This is a genomic window from Roseibium sp. ROS1 (genome assembly GCF_054658215.1).
Genome location: NZ_BAAGIG010000004.1, coordinates 365,979 through 384,861, shown reverse-complemented (window position 1 = coordinate 384,861; position 18,883 = coordinate 365,979). Strand labels below are relative to the sequence as shown.

Sequence of the window (18,883 nt, the reverse complement as noted above, 5' to 3'; positions counted from 1 at the left end):
CAGCGTGTTCTTGTACATTTCGCGAAATCGGACACTCACATCATTCGCCGTTGCTATCTGGGCAGGTTGGTACCACCCTTATAGGCGACGGTAGGCATATGATACTTTATGGCATCGTCAGTAGCATCGATGCGGACGGGACGGCAGTGCTTATTGCCGGTTCGGCGACTTCGGGCCTACCAACCGAGGTCACTCGCGATGTCGGTTACTAGCAGGCGAATAGCCTCTAGGCTGGCAGATTGTGCAGATGCTGTGCCATTGCCACCACCTGGCGCAACTCCTAGTATGCACCGACATTATAGGAGACAATTTGGATGAAGCTTACTCGGTTCAGGGTAACGGACTTCCGTTCAGTTGATGACAGCGGCTGGCTCGACGTCGACGATGTGACGGCGCTGATTGGCGTCAACGAGTCTGGCAAAACGAACTTGCTGCTGCCGCTCTGGAAATTGAAGCCAGCGCGCGACGGCGAAATTCAACCGACCTCGGATTACCCAAAGACGAAATTTGGGGAAATTAGAGACGCACCTGGCGACTACCACTTCATCCAAGCGGAATTTGAGACAGGCGGAGCTGCAAAGGGCATCGCCGAACAGGCCGGTTTGGCTGAAGACATCGCGTCGACGGTTGAGGTTACTCGGTACTTCGACGGAAATTACTCGGTCAGCTTCCCGAAGCACTCCATCAAGAGAACTGCAAATCGTGGTGAGTTGGCGAAGACGATCACCGAAGTGGCCGACAAGGTTCGAGCCGGACAGGTGCTGAAGAAAGAAGGTGAACTGAACACGCAGTTGGCTGACGGGCTGGCCGATGTCGCCGAGAAGCTGCCGGAGGACGACGAACTTAGAGCACCGGCACTTAAAGCCGTCATTGCATCAGTGAAAGCGCTTGTCCCAGAGGAACCGGCGGAGACAAGCGTGATCGTTCCTATGGTCAAGCAGCTGATCCAAGAATTGATAGCCAAATTGGTGGCGATGACCGCCACCGCGCCGGGTGGACGTGAAGGGGTGGTCGACGCTGTGGTGGAGGCGATGCCCCCGTTCGTCTACTATTCGAACTACGGAAATCTGGACTCCGAAATCTACCTTCCTCATGTAGTCCACAACCTTGCGCGGGAAGACCTTGGAGCAAAGGAAGCCGCAAAAGCGCGCACGCTGCGAGTGCTGTTCAGCTTTGTCCGATTGCAAGCCAAGGAAATCCTTGAACTCGGTCGGGACTTCAAAGAGGCGAATAGCCAGGACAGAGAACCCACGGCAGAAGAAATCGCTGAAATCGCTGAAAAGAAGCGAACGCGTTCGATTTTGCTTCAGTCCGCAGGTACGATCTTGACAACGAAGTTCAAGGAATGGTGGAAGCAGGGAGACTACCGCTTCAGGTTCGAGGCGGATGGCAACCATTTCCGTATCTGGGTGGCCGATGACCGCAGGCCGACTGAAGTTGAACTGGAAAACCGCAGCACCGGCCTACAATGGTTCCTAAGCTTCTACCTCGTTTTTCTGGTCGAAAGCCAAGGCAGCCATAAACGTGCAATCCTGCTGCTGGACGAACCCGGTGTGTCGCTTCACCCGCTTGCGCAGCGCGACCTTTCAGCCTTCTTTGAAAGCCTGTCTGGCACCAACCAGATCATGTACACATCGCATTCGCCATTCTTGGTCGATGCCGACCGTCTTGAGCGCGCGCGAAAGGTTTACGTTGCCGAAGACGGGACTACGAAGGCGACGCCGAACCTGCGCCACAGCGAAGGCAAGGACGAACAGGCCGGGGCTGCGTATGCGGTGCATTCCGCGCTGAACTTGAGCGTTGCAGAAAGCCTGCTTGTCGGGTGCCAGCCGGTACTTGTGGAAGGGCCTTCTGACCAGCACTACCTGACGGCAATCAAGGCCCTGCTGGTGTCGGGAGGGAAGATCAAGCCGAAGCGTGAACTGGTCTTTCCGCCTTCCGGCGGGACCAAGACGGCACGGGTAGTTGCCGGCATCCTGACAGGCCGCGACGAAGTGCTTCCGATGATGCTGCTGGATGACGATGGCCCCGGTCGCCAGATGATCGGAAATCTGAAGTCAGGCTTGTACAAGGAAACCCCAGACAAGGTTCTGAATGTTCGCGATTTCGTCGGCTATGACAACTGCGAAATCGAAGACCTGATGCCGTTCGACATCATGGCTGAAGAAATGGACCGGCTGGAACGTGAGCCCGACACGCGGCTGGCCGATGTCATCACGGTCGGCGAGCCTTTCGTGGGTCAGTTAGAAGCGTGGGCGAAACGCGAAGGCGTTACCCTTGAAGACGGCTGGAAGGTGACTCTCGCCGTGAAGGTCAAGCAGAGATTGTTGAACAAAGGCTTAGCGGCGATTCCAGACGACATTGTCGAACGCTGGGTCACGCTGTTCGATGCATTCACTCCAGAGTAATCAGCCCCCCGCCCGTCAAACGGCGCCAACCGTAGTGCACCTCGAAGTCCTTGTGGGCGAATGGCCGGTTCGGTGGGCCGCGTTGCAGCATCTCCACGCGCCGTCGAACTTCCGCTTAGGGCCGATAGCTACCGCAGAAATTGACCTAACGGATGTCGGCTTAGGTAATCGATTTTCCAAGAGCCGACCGTCCGCTCCCTCCCCCAAAATCTGCCAGTCGGCAAAGGCCCCTCGGCTTACCGTTTCACTGGAACCAAACAATAAAATTTCCTCATCTTCCCTTACGTTAATTCTTGCATTACCACACACATCGGCTCACTATCCAGAGCAGTTACTTGTCATACAAAGCCCTGTGACGTGCCATTTCTTGTGCGATTCAAAGCAAAAGAAAGATGTGCCTGCTGAAGGCATTCAAGGCGCGACAGTCGATCTGGAACCTGACGTATGCCAATTACCTTCGCACCTCGTATCGCCATGTTCGGCTTTGACGCCACGGCCTCGCCCAAGTGGCAAATGGTGCCGAGGGGGTGGGAGCGCACGATTGTGGTGCGGGGGGCAGGTGCCCTTATTCCCGAATTGACCCCCAACGACATTGCCAGGGTCACCTATCGCCGTGTCGGCGCCGAACACCATCTGACGCTCAAGGGCCTCAAGGCCGGCAAGGGGTTTGTCCGCTTTGTGCCGAACGCCGGGTTTGCGGGGCCTGTTCCCAACAGCGACATTCTGGAAATCTCGGTCAAGACCGAGGTCAAGATCAACACGGCGTTTCACTATGTGAAGGACAACGCCGGCCACAAGACCAACCGCAACATGGGTGACCTCAACGCCCTGATACGGGGCGTCAACCGGTTGCTGGACACCCAGGCCAACGTGCGGATGTACAGAAAGAGCGCACGCACGATAACGGTTCCACAGAACCTGGGCGCCACGGTACGGTTTTCCAGCCATCTGGCGGGCGTTGCGGCCGCCGAACATGAATGGGACGATGTCACGGCCTTTGCCGATGCTGCCGCGGATTTCAATGTCTTCTTTGTGTGGCAGTATGAGCAGGATGCGACGCCTGCGGTCAACAACACCCGGGCCGGAACCCTGGCCGCCGAGAAGAACTGCCTGATGCAAGATACGATCACCGGCTCGACCCATGCCGAAACCCTGGCACACGAGACCATTCACCTGCGTGGCATCGGCCCGCACAGCGGAACCGCAACGCACCTGATCGCCAGTGGCGCGGTGCGAACGGGGCAGCTGATTTCGCGCGCCCAGGCCAACATCATCAATCCGTCGGGCACATGATGGTTCGACACCGCAACCTGGCCGGATGCATCGCAGGGGCGTTTCTGTTCACCTGGCTTGCAGGAAGCACAATGGCAGACGACATGAACCTTGAGGCAGAGATCGATACCGCGCTGGCCGGAGGCTCTCCGGAGGCTGTGGTGGAGGCAGGCCAGGCCGCCGTCGCTCCCCTGGCCGCGCGCCTGGCTGCGGCGAAGACCACCGGGGAAAAATCGGCCTTGGTGGATCTGCTGTCCGCCGTCGGCGGTGCAGACGCCTTGGCGCCCGTCTTGCCCTATATCGGTGATGCCGACCCGGACCTGCGCGCGCGCGCCAGCGCCGCAGCGCTGAAAGTCGTGCTGGCCAATGGCCCACCGTCTGGCCCCGTCGCCGAGCAGCTTCAAACCGAAGTATTAGCAGCGCTGAAAGCGCCGGACGTGGAAGGCGGCGTTTTGCTGCTGGGGGCACTGGCACCCGGAGCGGAAGAGGCGCTTGAAGCTCACCTTTCCGGCACACGCCTGGTCAAGGCACAACCACAGGAGCCCACGGCCCCCGCAGCCCTGGCAGCCCGGCTGGCGCTTTCGGCCTTGGGGGACGATGAAGCGCGAACCAGCCTCCTGAGGCAAATCCCCGAGGCAGAGCCGGACAGTCTCGTCTTCATGCTGAAGGCCTCGCCCCTGATTGACGCGCCCGAGGTTCTGCATGCCCTGGCCGCAACCACCCTTTCCTCAGACGCCCCGGTCGCGGACGGTCTGCCAAGCGGAGCGGAACCCGCCCGGGAGGTGGCGGACGTCGCGGTCGAGGCGTTTGTCGCACGCCTGAACCTAACCCCTGGCTTCAAGGTGACGCCGGGCGCCATCTACACCGCAGACCAACGGGCCGAAGTCGAACGACTCATCACGGGCTCCATCCCGAACTAGGCGAACCGGTCTTCCAACTCTCTTTTTTGCCCCTGATACTTCTGCCCTGGAGAAATGACCGGATTTTACATTAACGAAAGGTCCCATCGGTAGACTGGAGAAAACCTTCCAGAGACGAGAAAGTGATGCCGTCTTCCAGTAACGCCGCACTCGAAATTCTCAATCTTCACAAGCGTTTCAGCGAACCCGCGGTCAACGATCTCTCGTTGAAGGTGCGGGAAGGCGAATTCTACGCCTTGCTGGGCCCCAATGGTGCGGGCAAAACCACCACACTGCGCATGGTCGCCGGCCTGCTTCAGGCCGATGCGGGGGCGGTCAGGGTCTGCGGCATCGATGCGTTTGCGGATCCGATTGCCGCCAAGCAGGTTCTGGCCTGGGTTCCGGACGAACCCATGGTCTACGACAAGCTGACGCCGCTTGAATATCTCGAGTTCGTGGCAGGCCTCTGGAGCATGCAGCCGGACCTTGCAAGGTTCAAGGCCGACAGCCTTCTGGACGCCTTCGGGCTTGCCCCCCATGCCAATGAGCGCTGCGGCGGGTTCTCGAAAGGCATGCGCCAGAAGGTGGCGCTTGCCGGTGCCCTGATCCACGAACCGCGCCTGATCATCCTCGACGAACCGCTCACCGGCCTTGATGCAGGCTCTGCCCGCCAGGTGAAGAAGGTGCTGACCGGGCTTGTCGCGCAGGGCGTGTCGATCATCATGACGACCCATATCCTGGAGGTGGCGGAGCGCATGGCCGATCGGATCGGCATTATCGCCCGCGGACAGCTTGTTGCCGAAGGAACGCTGGAAGAGCTGCGCCAACGGGCAAGCGCCGGCGGCCATTCCCTGGAGGATATTTTCCTGGAAATCGTGGGCGGCGATGCCGGCGCACATGCGAACACGGCCGAACTCCTTGATGAGAAGGTGGCATGAGAGCGTTGGCGGCCCCTTCCGCCCTGATACGTTTCTCCCGCCATGAATTGCGGCTGGCATGGCGCGACTGGGCCTGGATGTTTTCAGGCTGGCGCAGCACGAGCCTGCGGCGCGCCCTGATCGGCATGAGCATCTTCTACGCGGTCATGCACCTGATTGCCTACGCGGTGCTTTCCCCCCGCTTTGCCACCGGGTTTGTTCTTGACCAGACAGCACAGGCAGCGCTTTCGGTCACGGTGCTGCTCAGCTTCACCATGATGCTGTCACAGGCGATGGAGTCGGTAACCCGTGCGTTCTACGCAAGGGATGACCTGGACCTGATCCTGTCTTCCCCTGCCCCCTCACGTGACCTGTTTCTCGTGCGCATCGTCATGATGGCCTTGACGAGCTGGGCCATGTCGGCGCTGGTCATCTCACCGTTCCTCAACGTTGCGGTGGTGCTTGGCGGGGAGCACTGGCTGGCGGGATATGTGGTTCTTCTGGCGGTATCGCTGAACGCGACCGGGGCAGGCGTTTTGATCACGCTCGCGCTGTTCCGAACGGTTGGCGCGCAACGCACGCGCTTCTACGCACAAATTCTGGCAGCGGTCGTTGGCGCGGCCTTCCTCATCGGGATGCAGGTGGTGGCGATCCTGTCCTTCGGGTCGATGTCGCGGTTCACGCTGTTCGATCCTGCTTTTCTGGCAAGCCATGCGCCGGGTGAGGGCTCGCCGTGGTGGTTCCTCGCCCACACGGTGGCCGGACAGACCAATGCCGTGTTCCTGTTCCTGGCGGTTTCCGTCGTGTTTTTTGCAGTCGGGGCCTGGCGCGGCGCGGTCCAGTTCCGCAGCATTGTCGTGCTCGCACTTGGCGTAACGGAAAAGACCCCGCGCAGCCGCGCTTCCGAGCGGACCTTTCGCAGTTATTCGCCGCTCGGCGCGGTCGTCTTGAAGGAACTCAAGCTCATCGCCCGGGATCCCTGGCTGATATCCCAGACGCTGATGCAGGTTCTCTATCTCATTCCGCCGGCAGTCATGCTCTGGGTCAGCTTTGGCGAGAAAACCGAGATTTCCGTGATCGTCGCGCCGGTTGTCGTCATGGCGGTTGGACAGCTTGCCGGCGGCCTCGCCTGGCTGACCATCTCCGGTGAGGACGCACCCGACCTGATTGCAACTGCCCCCATCTCTGCGTTCACACGCCTGTGGGCGAAAGTGCTGTCGGTGCTGACGATTATCGCAGCAATCGTGCTGCCGATCTCCCTGGGTCTGGCGCTCATATCGCTCTGGGGCGCTGTCATCACCGCTGCCGGCGCCATGACCGCGGCAGCAAGCGCAGTGCTTGTTCAACTCTGGTTCCGGGCGCAGGCCAAGCGCACAACCTTCCGGCGCCGTCAGGTCGCTTCCAAGGCCTCCACGCTTGCGGAGGCCGCCGCATCCATTGCCTGCGCGGCCGGGACGGCCCTCGTCGCGGCGGCAAGCCCGCTGGCGATCCTCCCGGTCTTCCTGCTCCTGAGTGTGCTCGGGATCTCCTGGAGCATCCGCCCGAAACACAGCGCAAGCGCCTGAGGGGCACCGCACTTCAAGCAAGTGGCTGTTGACTGAAATATCGCCAGCCAACCTGCCTATGAGGCGGTGCGAGGGGCAAATCGACCGCCGGAACAACGCCCACGCAAGTTCGCTCAAGGATCCCGTGAAGCTCTACGGGTGCCGCATTCGGCAAGATATCGATGATAGAAATCCGTGTTCAGGCCGCTCGCCTGGCGTTGCAGTGAAGTCGTTTCGATAGCCTGGTCGGGCATGCCCAGCCAGTCCAGCAGGAGCTGTGTTGCCGCATGGGGATCCTGGGCGAAGCGCTCATAGGCGGCATGGAACGGCACGATGCCGTTCTGTCTGAAATAGGCCAGCCAGCTTTCGCAGTCCTGCGAAATCCAGTTCACAAGCCTGTCGATGCTTTCAAAATCGTAGCTGGGCTCGGCGATACGCTCCTGCGCGGAAACCCATTGCTGGGTCTGGATGGCAATGTGAAGCGATACGGCCTGATAGTAGATGTCGCCCCGGTGATTGTAGACGTAGAGGCAGTCGCCGAAGAGCTCCTCAAGCCTCGTCACGCCGAGTTCCCGCAGCAGGTCGAACTGATAATTGTGCAGCATCAGCGAGACCGGCAGACCCGAACCGGCGTCAAAATGCCGGATCGCCCGCACATAGCGCTTCAGCTCTTCTGCCGTTGCGGGCAGATCGTGAAACTCCGGCAGGAAGTGCCTGATCTTCTTGTCGAAATGCCCCTGCCCGAACCACTCGTAGCTTTGCCGGGTCACCTTCGACGCACTCAGCGTTGTTGCCAGCGCCGTGCTGCCCGTTCTCTGGGTGGACGCAAAAACGATCGTGTCGCACGCAAGGCGGTGTGGGGCTGTCACAAAGGTACCTCGCCCGGGAGAAATGTTGGCAACCGCAAGCTTGGGCCGCCTGGATTTGCGGGTCAACAGGCGTTCCGACACATCGCCTTGAAACGGCAGGCAGGAAATACCGGAGGAGCCTTTCCCCTGCCCGCAAGAGACAGCAAGCCGTTTACCGCCTCCTGCGTGCTCAGAAGCCGGACATACAGTTTACTGAACCTGTCCTTAAGCAAATTCGCGTCTAGTCGGCAATGTGCATGCGCCGCGTTGCCGGAAACGGCAAAGGTTCGAGCGTGCGCAGAGCTTACCGCCGCGCGAGGGGCCGGTGTCCGCATATCAATATGCATTTGAGGTATTTTGGAATGAATTTCAGAGCTTTTGTCTCGGTACTGGCCTTGCTGCCGGCAACAGGTGCGGCTGCCGCGCCGTTCAGCAGCGGCGATTGGGAAGCCGCCAGGATCGGCAGCACCTGCCTTGTCTATAACAACGCCCCGGTGCGCGACACCTCCGGCTCGTTGCAGTTCAGCTTCGACGTCAAAGGCTATAATGCGGATTTCACATACGAATATGCGCCCTACACCGAAAACGAAGAAGACCCCTGGGCCGAGACCGACCTGGTTGAAATCACCATCGACGAGGAAGATTCCTGGCTGGGAGGTGAGATGTTTCCCGTCGGCATGCAGGACCCTTACCAGATCTCGATGACCTCCGGCTTCGTGAAGGACATGGTTACCGCGGTGGCAGATGCGCAGACGACGATCGACATTTCCGTCGAGCGCGAAAGCCTGGGCGAAACATGGCTCTACGGCCGCTTCTCGCCGGCCGGCTTCAGCGAGAGCCTCGCCAAGGCCGCCGAGATGTGCGACTTCGACCCGGCCACTTTGCCGGAATCCTGATCGAGCGTCGGCCACGCACCCGTCACGGGCGCTTGTTTCCTCAAGTGCCCGGACCATGCTCGAACCCGCCCAACAGAACGCCGTCACACCGGGCTGCGGCAATCCTGTCTTTCTTCAGCGGGGCATAAAGATCGGACTCATACCAGGCTCGGGCAGTCTGGCTGTCGGGAAACTCGATCAGCACCGGGATATTGGGCGTCCAGTCACCTTCCAGAACGCTATCCATGTCGCCGAGAACACGGTAGCGCCCGCCAAAGTGTTCCACGGTCTCAAAGACCTTGGCGCGATAGGCACCCAGGAGTTCCGGATCGTGGATTTCCCTGACGTCGAAAAACACGAATGCTGCCATGGCGAAGTGTCCTTCCGTTGATTTCTTACCTGCGGCTGGAAATGCTAAACTCGGACATGTCCCGGCTCCATGCTCCACCGTCCGCAAGTTCTGCCCCCGCATCCGCGCGGGAAACGGCAACCCCTGCCGGGTCTGGACCGGCACAGGATCCACTCGCCGACGTTCTGAACCTCGTGCGCCTGACCGGTGCGCTGATGTTCCTGGTGGATGCCAGCGACCCCTGGTGTGTCGATATTCCCCACACGAATGCCTACCGCGCGATCCTTGCAGATCCCGGGCAGCACGTGCTGTCCTATCATGTCGTCCTGGAAGGCTCAGGCCTGGCCTCCATACCGGGCGAGGCGCCCATCCGGTTCAACCGGGGTGACGTTCTCGTCTTCCCGCAGGGTGATGGGTACCGGATGGAAAGCGCAGCTGGAACGCCTCCCGAGTTCAGTGCGGACGAGGTCGTCGACTTTTTCGAAAACCTTGCCGCCGGACGCTTGCCGAGCATCGTTCCGGAAGGCGGTGGCGGAGACCCGCGGGCCTTGTTCCTGTGCGGGTTCCTCGCCTGCGACGCAAGACCCTTCAACCCGCTGCTTGCAAGGCTCGAACGCCGGCTTCTTGTCTCGCCATCCGAAAGGACTGATGACAGTCTGCAAAGGCTGATCGACATAGCCCGGGCAGAAATACAGTCAGACCAGCCCGGCAGCCGCAGTGTACGCCTGCATCTGTGCGAACTGATCTTCATCGAAACGCTTCGTCGCCATGTGCTGTCGCAGGCCCCGGCGAGCGAAGGCTGGCTCGGCGCCCTCACCGACCCGGTCGCCGGTGCCGCGATCACCGCCATACACGCCGACCCGGCATCGGACTGGACGCTGGAACGCCTTGCCCGGCAGATCAACACCTCTCGTACGGTGCTGACCGAACGGTTTGCCGGAAAAATGGGTCAGGGACCGATGCAATATGTGACGTCCTGGCGCCTGCAGCTCGCGGCGCGACAATTGCGGGACAGCAGGTCTTCAATTGCGGAAATCGCCTGGAGCGTGGGCTACCGGTCGGAAGCGGCGTTTTCCCGCGCATTCAAGAAGATGGCGGGCATGTCACCCGGCGCCTGGCGGCGGATTGGCTGATCCTGCGGGCATGGCTCACCGGGCGAAAAAGACGAACCAACCTCGCATCAAAGCGAGCGTCTAAACCTCGCCGCTGACCACCAGCTGCATGCGGTCGGCCGCCACGCGGGCACGGGTGTATTGCAGGGGCTTGCCGGTCATGTCCAGGTTGACGCTTTCCATCACCATCACCGGCTGGCCCAGCGCCAGACCAAGCTGCTGGGCATCGCGGTTTTCCACCAGCTCGGCCGTGATGCGCGTTTCCTTGCGGCGGTAATCGGAAATGCCGGCGCGTTGCAAAGCCGCGGTGATTGATCCGGTGTCGGCATAATCGGCGACGAAATTGGGCACGCGGGACTGTTCGAACCAGCTTGTGGCCGCGATCATCGGCACACCGTCGGCAACGCGCAGGGTTTCCACGCGAATGAGCAGCGTTCCGAGCGGCACGCCAAGCTGATGCGCCAGAAGGGCGTCGGCTTCCTCGACAGCCGAGCCGATCAACCGTCCGGACGGTGCCCGAAGCTGGCCGGAAACGATTTCCGAAAAGCGCGTGCGTGGCCCGATGGGATAGCTGAGCGGGGCTGAGGCAACAAAGGTGCCACGGCCCTGGTCGGCCCGCAGAATACCATCCGACGTCAGCGCGGCGATCGCCCGGCGGACCGTGTGGCGGTTGACGCCGAACCGGCTTGCAAGCTCGGATTCCGGAGGCAGGCGGCTGCCTTTTTCAAAGGCCCCGCTCACGATTTCCGCCTTCAGCGTTTCCATGATCTGGCGCCACACCGCAATTCCGGCGCTACGGTCGAGAGTGCTGTTCGTCGTCATGAGCCCGTCATCAAATTTCGGTACCAAAGAGTCAACCGGATTATTTGTCTAGACAAATAGACAAATCAAGTCTAGGACAAGGGCGTTTTCAAACGCTTTCCGAAGAACCGCCCAACCCAAAAGGCGCGCTTCATGACAGACATTACCTCATCCGCCTCCCCAGACACCCAACCCGGCGCAGCCGTGGGCGCCCGTCAGAAGGTGATCGCGACACTGGCCGCAGCCTCCGCCGAGGCCGTCGCGGAAAAATTCAGCGCACTTCCGCCGCAAAGCTACGAGCTGGTGCGCCAGCCCGAAACCGGACTGGTGATGGTGCGCGGCCGCATGGGCGGCACCGGCAGTCCGTTCAACCTGGGCGAGGTCACCGTCACTCGCTGCGTTGTTCGCCTGGAAACCGGTGAAACCGGCAATGCCTACAGCCTTGGCCGCAACAAGCAGAAAGCGCTGCAGTCCGCCGTGATCGACGCTTTGTGGCAACGCCCTGCAATGCAGGAGCGCATCGAGACGGACATCATCGCGCCGCTGGCCGAAGCCCAGGCAGGCACGCAGGAAACCGTTCGCGAGGAAACCGAGGCCACCAAGGTCAACTTCTTCACCATGGTGCGGGGAGACAACTGATGAGCGCAGCACAACAGACCGCCGCCGCCCCGCTGGCCGCAGGATTTCAGGACCCGGTTCACGATGCGCAGGGCTGCTTTCGAGCGATCATGAATGCCATGGCCCGGCCGGGTACGCGGCAGGCGATTTCCGCCGGCAGTCTGAAGCCGCCCGCACCGCTGACGCAGGTGGCCGCCGCCATTGCCCTGACCTTGTTCGACTACGACACGCCGATCTGGCTCGACAAGCCTCTGATGACGTCGGACGCCGTGAAGACCTTTCTGCGCTTCCACACCGGCTGCCCGATCGTCACCGAACCGGTGGAAGCGGCCTTTGCGCTGGTCAGTGCACCGGTGAGCATGATCCCGCTGGCAAGTTTCAACCAGGGATCGGCCGAATATCCGGACCGGTCGACAACGGTGATCCTGACCGGTCAGGACTTCGGGTCCCATCCGGCCGTCTCCTTTAGCGGCCCGGGCATCAAGGACACCGTTTCCTTTGGCACCGGTCCGGTTCCGCCAGTGTTCTGGGACCAGGTGATTGCCAACAACCGCCAGTTTCCACGGGGTATCGATCTGGTCTTTGCCGGACAGGATGTGCTGTCTGCCCTGCCCCGTTCCACCCGCATCCTCAAAGCGGAGGCCTGATCCATGTATGTAGCCGTAAAGGGTGGTGAAAAGGCCATCCGCAACGCCCACAAGCTCATGGCCAAGCGCCGCCGGGGCGACACCTCCGTTCCCTCGCTGACGCTGGAGCAGATCGCCCAGCAGCTGTCCCATGCTGTCGCCCGTGTCATGGGCGAAGGCTCGCTCTACGACGAGATGCTGGCCGCACTTGCCATCAAGCAGGCGCGCGGAGACCTGATCGAAGCCGCGTTTCTGATGCGTGCCTACCGCACGACCCTGCCACGGTTCGGCTACAGCCAGCCGATTGACACCGCGAAGATGCTGGTGGAACGGCGCGTTTCAGCCACTTACAAGGACCTACCAGGCGGCCAGGTGCTGGGCCCGACCTTCGACTACAGCCACCGCCTTCTGGATTTCGCGTTGGCCGCCGAAGAGGACGGTCTCGAAAAGCCTGTCGAAACAGCTACCGCTGAAGAAGGCAGCATGCCGCGCGTCACCGACCTGCTTGGCGACGAAGGCCTGATGGAGCCGGACCCGGTAACCGACGAGGACGCGCCTGTCGGCGATCTGACCCGCGAGCCCCTGTCCTTCCCGGCAGACCGGGACCTGCGCCTGCAGAACCTTGCCCGTGGCGACGAAGGCTTTCTGCTGGCGTTGGCCTATTCCACCCAGCGCGGCTATGGCCGCACACACCCCTTCGCCGGCGAAATCCGCTACGGCGAGGTCGAGGTGGAATTCTTCGCTGAGGAACTCGGCTTTGCCGTGACGCTCGGCGCCATCAAGGTAACCGAGTGCCAGATGGTCAACCAGTTCAAGGGTTCGGCCAAGACCGCCCCGACCTTCACCCGGGGGTACGGCCTCGTGTTCGGGCAGGTGGAGAGAAAGGCCATGTCCATGGCCATGGTCGACCGTTCCATGCGGTGGCAGGAACTGGGCGAGGAACAGTCCGCCCCGGCTCAGGATGTCGAATTCGTCCTGTCCCATTCAGACAACATCCAGGCGACCGGTTTCGTCGAACACCTGAAGCTGCCGCATTACGTCGATTTCCAGGCCGAACTCGATCTGGTGCGCCGGATGCGCGGCGAATGGTTCGAAAAACGCCGCCAGGAAGAAGAAGAGGGCAGCACTGCCCAGGAGGCGGCGGAATGAGCAGCGGACTTAGTCATATGACGTTCATCGTCAGTGATCTCGAAAGGATGACGAACCTGCTGACGACGGTACTCGGGGCCCGGGAAGTCTACTCCAGTGAAGAGGCCACCTTTTCCCTCTCCCAGGAAAAGTTCTTTCTGGTCGGTGACGTCTGGATCGCGATCATGCAGGGCGAGGCCCTGAACGAGCGCACCTACAATCACGTGGCTTTCAAGATCGAAGAGGAAGACTTCGACACGAAGCTGGCAGCCGTCGAGCGCCTTGGCCTGGAAGTCAAGCCTCCGCGCGCCCGCGTCGAAGGTGAAGGCAGGTCCATCTACTTTTACGACAACGACAATCACCTGTTCGAGCTGCACACCGGAACGCTGGACATGCGCCTCGACCACTATCGCCGGATACTCAGGGAACGGAGTGCTGCGCAATGAACGACACGGCTCAGATTTTCGAACAGGGCGAATACAACTTCGCCTATCTGGACGAGCAGACCAAGCGCATGATCCGCCGGGCAATCCTGAAGGGCATCGCGATACCGGGTTACCAGGTGCCTTTCGCCTCGCGCGAAATGCCGATGCCTTATGGCTGGGGCACCGGCGGGGTGCAGGTCACGGCGGCAATTCTGGGCAAGGACGATTGCCTGAAGATGATCGACCAGGGCTCCGACGACACCACCAACGCGGTTTCCCTGCGCGGTTTCTTTGAAAAGACCGCCGGCGTGCGCACGACCTACGAGACGTCGGAGGCAAGCGTCATCCAGACCCGCCACCGGATTCCGGAAAAGGCCATGCGCGAAGACCAGATCATCGTCTTCCAGGTGCCGATCCCCGAGCCCCTGCGCTTCCTGGAGCCACGCGAAACAGAGACCCGGAAGATGCATGCGCTCGAGGATTACGGCCTCATGCATGTGAAGCTTTACGAGGACATCGCCAAGAACGGCCATATCGCCACGACCTACGCCTATCCGGTGAAGGTCAACGATCGCTACGTGATGGATCCTTCGCCAACGCCGAAGTTCGACAACCCGAAGATCGACCAGATGGCGGCGCTTCAGCTTTACGGTGCCGGACGTGAGAAACGCATCTACGCCATTCCGCCCTACACCAAGGTGAAGAGCCTCGACTTCGAGGACTATCCTTTCGAGGTGCAGAAGTTCGACAAGCCCTGCGGCCTGTGCGGTGCGGAGAATGTCTATCTCGACGAGGTGATCCTGGATGACAAGGGCGGACGCATGTTCGTCTGCTCCGACAGCGACTATTGCGAGGAACGGCGCGCGGACGGCCATCTCGGCCCGATGGCGGCCGATCCGGCGGCACACCAGTTCGGCGCCACCCAGGCAGAGGAGACCGCCCGATGAACGCCTTTCCCTCCGCGGACCCGCTGCTGCAGGTTCATAACGTCACCCGCTACTATGGCGACCGCATCGGCTGCGCCGATGTCTCCTTCGATCTCTGGCCCGGTGAGGTGCTTGCCATCGTCGGCGAAAGCGGCTCCGGCAAGACCACGTTGCTCAACTGCCTGTCGACACGTCTCGCGCCGACGGCCGGAGCCATCGAATACCGCATGCGCGACGGCACCATGCGCAACCTCTATCAGCTGACCGAGGCCGAGCGCCGCCTGCTGATGCGCACCGACTGGGGGTTCGTGCACCAGAATGCTGCGGACGGCCTGCGCATGAACGTTTCCGCAGGCGCCAACGTCGGCGAAAGGCTGATGGCGGTTGGCGAGCGCCACTACGGCAACATCCGCTCCACCGCCGACGACTGGCTGGGACGGGTGGAAATCGACAGCGACCGGATCGATGACGATCCGCGCTCCTTCTCCGGCGGCATGCGCCAGCGCCTGCAGATCGCCCGCAACCTCGTCACGAGACCACGGCTGGTCTTCATGGACGAGCCGACCGGCGGTCTGGACGTCTCCGTGCAGGCACGTCTTCTCGACCTCTTGCGCCGCCTGGTGGCCGATCTCGGACTTTCCGTGGTCATCGTCACCCACGACCTTGCGGTCGCCCGGCTGCTGTCGCACCGGATCATGGTGATGCGCCACGGCAACGTCATCGAAAGCGGCCTGACGGACCAGGTGCTCGACGATCCGCGCGAGCCCTATACCCAGCTGCTTGTTTCTTCCATTCTCCAGGTATGAGGACCGAAATGCCCGTACGCCTCTATCTCAACAACGTCGGCAAGTCCTTCATCATGCACCTGCAGGGCGGAACCGTCATTCCCGTGGTCGAGAAGGTCGAATTCTCGGTGAATTCCGGCGAATGTGTCGTCCTTGGCGGCCCCTCCGGTGCCGGCAAGAGCTCGATCCTCAAGATGATCTACGGCAACTACCGCTGTGACGAGGGTCAGATCCTGGTGACGGTTGGCGATGAAATCGTGAACATTGCCGGGGCCGAGCCGCGCAAGGTTCTGCGACTGCGTGAAGACACGATCGGCTATGTCAGCCAGTTCCTGCGCACCATCCCGCGTGTTTCGGCCGAAGACGTCGTCGCCGAGCCTCTTATCGCCCAGGGCACCAGCGAGGAGGAGGGCGTCGACAAGGCCCGCTCCCTGCTGTCGCGGCTGAATGTGCCCGAGCGCCTGTGGACGCTGCCGCCCGCCACGTTCTCCGGCGGCGAGCAGCAGCGCGTGAACATCGCCAGGGGGTTCATTGCCCATTATCCGATCCTGCTGCTGGACGAGCCAACCGCCTCTCTCGACGCTGCCAACCGGGCCGTGGTCGTCCGTCTGGTGGAAGAAAAGAAAACCCAGGGCGTTGCCATGGTGGGCATTCTTCACGACCAGGACGTCCGGGAGCAGATCGCCGACCGCATCATCGACGTGACCGGTTTCAGCGCGGAGGCAGCCGCCTGAGCCACGAGATGAGGAAAGGCTTGCAGACGGGCGGAAACTGTCACAGAAAAGTCACCGCCCGCCTTTAGGTCACTCCCTCAGAAAGTTGAAGGATGTGGCCCTGCCACATCCCGGCCAAACCACATTTCAAAATCGCGATTTTCTTCATGCGCTACGCCCTCTATTTCGCCGCCGATGCCGACGACCGCCTGATGCAGCTCGGAAATTCCTGGCTCGGGCGCGATCCCTTTTCCGGCACGGCCCTTCCGCAACCGGAGCTGCCCGGCATGACATCGGCACGCTTCCAGGAGTTGACGACCGACCCCCGGCGCTATGGATTTCACGGGACGTTGAAAGCCCCGTTTTCTCTCGCAGCCGATCAGACCGAGGCAGCACTGCTGGACGCCTGCGCAGCCTTTGCGGCAGAAATCGCCCCTTACGAGATAGAAGCGCTCGGCGTGAACAGGCTCGGCCGCTTTCTGGCGCTGACCCCTGAGGCAGAAGAGCCGGCCCTGCGCGCCTTCGCCGGCCTGTGCGTGCGTCGCTTCGAGCCGTTCCGCGCACCACTGTCCGAGGCGGATCTTGAGCGCCGCCGCAAGAGCGGACTGTCGGAAAGGCATGACACCTATCTCGTCAGGTGGGGCTATCCCTATATCTTCGATGAATTCCGCTTCCACCTGACCCTTTCCAACAAACTGGAAGACAACAGCGACATGGAGCGGATGGCAAATGCCGCCCAGGACCACTTTGCGGATGTCATCGGCAAGAAGCGGCTGTGCCGCCACGTTGCGCTCTACACCGAAGCCGAACGCGGCGCGCCTTTCCAGGTCCATACCGTCTTTCAGCTGACCGGCAGCGTCGCTCCCGCCGACGCGCTCAGCCAGGCCGAGCGTCTTTCCCAAGAGGAATCTGCATGAGCAAGCATCCCAAAGTCTTCAAGAATGCCAGTCTGGTTCTCGCAGGCGAAGTGTTCGACGGTTCCCTGACGGTCGATGATGCCGGTCTGATTTCCGGCATCGGGTCGCCGACCGAGGTCGACGGGCATGATTGCGAAGGCGACTACCTGCTGCCAGGCCTGGTCGAACTGCATACCGACCACCTCGAAACCCACTATGCGCCGCGTCCCAAGGTGCGCTGGAGCCCGGTTTCCGCCGTGCAGGCCCACGACGCCCAGATCGCGTGTTCCGGCATCACCACCGTGTTCGATGCGCTGCGCGTCGGCATGGATGAAGACGCGGACCTTGGCTATTCGGATATGCGCGCGCTTGCGGATGCCATTGAAACCGGCCAGCGGGAAAACCGCCTGCGCGCAGACCATTTCATCCACCTGCGCTGCGAAGTGTCTGCACCCGACGTGCTCAGCGCCTTCAAGGTGTTCGAGGACGACGACAGCATCCGCCTGATCTCGCTGATGGACCACACCCCCGGCCAGCGCCAGTTCGTGTCGATGGATGCCTACAAGATCTACTATCAGGGCAAGAAGGGCTTCACCGACGCCCAGATGGACGATTTCATCCGCAAGCGCCAGGCGCGCGCCAGCAGTCTTGCCCCTGAAAACCGCAAGCATCTCTCGGCCATCGCCCAATCGCGCGGCATCGCCATCGCCAGCCACGACGACGCCACCACCGCCCATGTGGAAGAGGCGATTTCACTGCAGACGAAAATCGCCGAGTTTCCAACCACACTGGAAGCCGCCAAGGCTTCGCACGAAGCCGGTATGGCTGTTCTGATGGGGGCGCCGAACGTCGTGCGCGGTGGATCCCATTCCGGCAATATCTCGGCGAAGGCGCTTGCCGAAGCGGGCGTTCTGGATGTGCTCTCCTCGGACTATGTGCCGATTTCGCTGCTGCAGGCTGCGTTCCAGCTGGCTGCAGAGGTCGAGGCGATTGCCCTGCCACAGGCAGTCGCCATGGTCACGGCGACGCCCGCGAAGGCCATTGGCCTGCAAGACCGCGGCACCCTGGAACCCGGCCTCAGGGCCGATCTCATCCAGGTGAAAATGGTTGGTGACATCCCGATCGTGCGCGGTGTCTGGCGCGAGGGCAAACGGGTTGCCTGAGGCTGCGTCCGACATGACAGAAAAACTCGGCCCCGGCCGCATGGTGCTCGTGGTTGGGCCGAGCGGGGCCGGCAAGGACACATTGATGGCCGCGCTCAAGGCCCGTCTGGCGGGCCGGACGGACGTCAGCTTCGCCCGGAGAGCGATCACCCGGCAGGCCGATGTCGAGGCTGAGGATCACGACACGCTTTCGCGCGCCGAATTCGATCAGCTGAGAGCTGCCGGAAAGGTTGCCCTGTGCTGGGAGGCCCACGGGCTCGGCTACGTCATCCCGCAAAGCTACGACCAGGCAATCGAAGCGGGCGCAACCGTGATTGCCAATGGCTCGCGCAAGGTATTGAAGCACGCAGAGGACAAGTACCGAAACGCCAGCGTTCTGCTGATCACCGCGCCAGTCGAAGTCCTTGCCGAACGCCTCGCCGCACGTGGCCGCGAAAGCAGACAGGAAATAGAGGAACGGCTGCGCCGTGCCGACCTTGAACCGGAAAACGTCGCCAATCTGATCCGCATTGAAAACACCGGCACGGTGGAGGATGCGGTCGACAGGATGGTCGCCGCACTCGGCCTTTGACCTCAAC

20 protein-coding genes are annotated in these 18,883 nt (G+C 61.5%); 17 read left to right on the top strand and 3 right to left on the bottom strand.

From position 1 onward, the window contains the following. Positions 1 to 314: 314 nt before the first annotated feature. The 5 genes from ACYQ6M_RS24545 to ACYQ6M_RS24525 all read left to right on the top strand — a co-directional run bounded on the left by ACYQ6M_RS24545 (position 315) and on the right by ACYQ6M_RS24525 (position 7,061). On the top strand, positions 315 to 2,408 hold the full coding sequence (locus ACYQ6M_RS24545) for an ATP-dependent nuclease (protein ID WP_460076136.1): 2,094 nt from the start codon (positions 315 to 317) through the stop codon (positions 2,406 to 2,408). 444 nt (positions 2,409 to 2,852) lie between these two features. Further along, positions 2,853 to 3,701: a hypothetical protein gene (locus ACYQ6M_RS24540; RefSeq protein ID WP_139314088.1), complete on the top strand. Its 849-nt coding sequence runs from the start codon at positions 2,853 to 2,855 to the stop codon at positions 3,699 to 3,701. A gap of 71 nt (positions 3,702 to 3,772) precedes the next feature. Continuing rightward, entirely contained in the window at positions 3,773 to 4,600 is an 828-nt protein-coding gene (locus ACYQ6M_RS24535; RefSeq protein ID WP_460076133.1) for a hypothetical protein, read from the top strand. Positions 4,601 to 4,725: 125 nt separating this feature from the next. Next, complete coding sequence (locus ACYQ6M_RS24530; RefSeq protein WP_023002660.1) at positions 4,726 to 5,517, top strand: ABC transporter ATP-binding protein; 792 nt, start codon at positions 4,726 to 4,728, stop codon at positions 5,515 to 5,517. Beyond that, positions 5,514 to 7,061 (top strand): permease, encoded by a 1,548-nt coding sequence (locus ACYQ6M_RS24525; protein WP_460076131.1) that lies wholly within the window; start codon positions 5,514 to 5,516, stop codon positions 7,059 to 7,061. Before ACYQ6M_RS24530 ends, ACYQ6M_RS24525 begins: the two co-directional genes overlap by 4 nt. 113 nt (positions 7,062 to 7,174) lie before the next feature. On the opposite strand, the gene ACYQ6M_RS24520 is transcribed toward ACYQ6M_RS24525, so the two are convergent. Further along, complete coding sequence (locus tag ACYQ6M_RS24520) at positions 7,175 to 7,909, bottom strand: Stf0 family sulfotransferase (RefSeq protein WP_460076129.1); 735 nt, start codon at positions 7,907 to 7,909, stop codon at positions 7,175 to 7,177. Positions 7,910 to 8,250: 341 nt separating this feature from the next. Here ACYQ6M_RS24520 and ACYQ6M_RS24515 point away from each other — a divergent pair, with 341 nt between their 5' ends. After that, positions 8,251 to 8,784, top strand: coding sequence for a hypothetical protein (locus ACYQ6M_RS24515; RefSeq protein WP_460076127.1), 534 nt, complete (start codon positions 8,251 to 8,253; stop codon positions 8,782 to 8,784). 40 nt (positions 8,785 to 8,824) lie between these two features. Here ACYQ6M_RS24515 and ACYQ6M_RS24510 read toward each other — a convergent pair whose 3' ends face one another. Further along, positions 8,825 to 9,133: a DUF1330 domain-containing protein gene (locus tag ACYQ6M_RS24510; protein ID WP_168687362.1), complete on the bottom strand. Its 309-nt coding sequence runs from the start codon at positions 9,131 to 9,133 to the stop codon at positions 8,825 to 8,827. Between the two features lie 56 nt (positions 9,134 to 9,189). On the opposite strand from ACYQ6M_RS24510, the gene ACYQ6M_RS24505 reads away from it, so the two are divergent. After that, positions 9,190 to 10,245 (top strand): AraC family transcriptional regulator, encoded by a 1,056-nt coding sequence (locus ACYQ6M_RS24505; protein ID WP_460076125.1) that lies wholly within the window; start codon positions 9,190 to 9,192, stop codon positions 10,243 to 10,245. Positions 10,246 to 10,305: 60 nt separating this feature from the next. On the opposite strand, the gene phnF is transcribed toward ACYQ6M_RS24505, so the two are convergent. Next, positions 10,306 to 11,046, bottom strand: coding sequence for a phosphonate metabolism transcriptional regulator PhnF (gene phnF / locus ACYQ6M_RS24500; protein ID WP_023002654.1), 741 nt, complete (start codon positions 11,044 to 11,046; stop codon positions 10,306 to 10,308). Between the two features lie 132 nt (positions 11,047 to 11,178). Here phnF and phnG point away from each other — a divergent pair, with 132 nt between their 5' ends. From phnG to phnN, 10 genes are all read left to right on the top strand, one after another. After that, positions 11,179 to 11,664, top strand: coding sequence for a phosphonate C-P lyase system protein PhnG (phnG, locus tag ACYQ6M_RS24495; RefSeq protein WP_460076122.1), 486 nt, complete (start codon positions 11,179 to 11,181; stop codon positions 11,662 to 11,664). Continuing rightward, positions 11,664 to 12,290, top strand: a complete 627-nt coding sequence (phnH, locus tag ACYQ6M_RS24490; protein WP_460076120.1) for a phosphonate C-P lyase system protein PhnH — start codon at positions 11,664 to 11,666, stop codon at positions 12,288 to 12,290. The genes phnG and phnH overlap by 1 nt, the downstream gene beginning before the upstream one ends. A 3-nt stretch (positions 12,291 to 12,293) precedes the next feature. After that, positions 12,294 to 13,418 carry a carbon-phosphorus lyase complex subunit gene (locus ACYQ6M_RS24485; RefSeq protein ID WP_289807819.1) on the top strand — a complete coding sequence of 375 codons (1,125 nt, stop codon included), beginning with the start codon at positions 12,294 to 12,296 and terminating at the stop codon, positions 13,416 to 13,418. Continuing rightward, positions 13,415 to 13,843, top strand: a complete 429-nt coding sequence (gene fosX / locus ACYQ6M_RS24480) for a FosX/FosE/FosI family fosfomycin resistance hydrolase (RefSeq protein WP_460076117.1) — start codon at positions 13,415 to 13,417, stop codon at positions 13,841 to 13,843. Before ACYQ6M_RS24485 ends, fosX begins: the two co-directional genes overlap by 4 nt. After that, entirely contained in the window at positions 13,840 to 14,769 is a 930-nt protein-coding gene (locus tag ACYQ6M_RS24475; protein ID WP_460076114.1) for an alpha-D-ribose 1-methylphosphonate 5-phosphate C-P-lyase PhnJ, read from the top strand. The genes fosX and ACYQ6M_RS24475 overlap by 4 nt, the downstream gene beginning before the upstream one ends. Further along, positions 14,766 to 15,554, top strand: coding sequence for a phosphonate C-P lyase system protein PhnK (gene phnK / locus ACYQ6M_RS24470; RefSeq protein WP_055660045.1), 789 nt, complete (start codon positions 14,766 to 14,768; stop codon positions 15,552 to 15,554). The genes ACYQ6M_RS24475 and phnK overlap by 4 nt, the downstream gene beginning before the upstream one ends. Positions 15,555 to 15,562: 8 nt before the next feature. After that, complete coding sequence (gene phnL, locus ACYQ6M_RS24465) at positions 15,563 to 16,267, top strand: phosphonate C-P lyase system protein PhnL (RefSeq protein WP_289807816.1); 705 nt, start codon at positions 15,563 to 15,565, stop codon at positions 16,265 to 16,267. 146 nt (positions 16,268 to 16,413) lie between these two features. Beyond that, positions 16,414 to 17,163: a DUF1045 domain-containing protein gene (locus ACYQ6M_RS24460; RefSeq protein WP_460076111.1), complete on the top strand. Its 750-nt coding sequence runs from the start codon at positions 16,414 to 16,416 to the stop codon at positions 17,161 to 17,163. Continuing rightward, on the top strand, positions 17,160 to 18,305 hold the full coding sequence (locus ACYQ6M_RS24455; RefSeq protein WP_168687356.1) for an alpha-D-ribose 1-methylphosphonate 5-triphosphate diphosphatase: 1,146 nt from the start codon (positions 17,160 to 17,162) through the stop codon (positions 18,303 to 18,305). Before ACYQ6M_RS24460 ends, ACYQ6M_RS24455 begins: the two co-directional genes overlap by 4 nt. Before the next feature lie 13 nt (positions 18,306 to 18,318). Further along, positions 18,319 to 18,876 carry a phosphonate metabolism protein/1,5-bisphosphokinase (PRPP-forming) PhnN gene (phnN, locus tag ACYQ6M_RS24450; protein WP_152509107.1) on the top strand — a complete coding sequence of 186 codons (558 nt, stop codon included), beginning with the start codon at positions 18,319 to 18,321 and terminating at the stop codon, positions 18,874 to 18,876. Positions 18,877 to 18,883 lie beyond the last annotated feature (7 nt).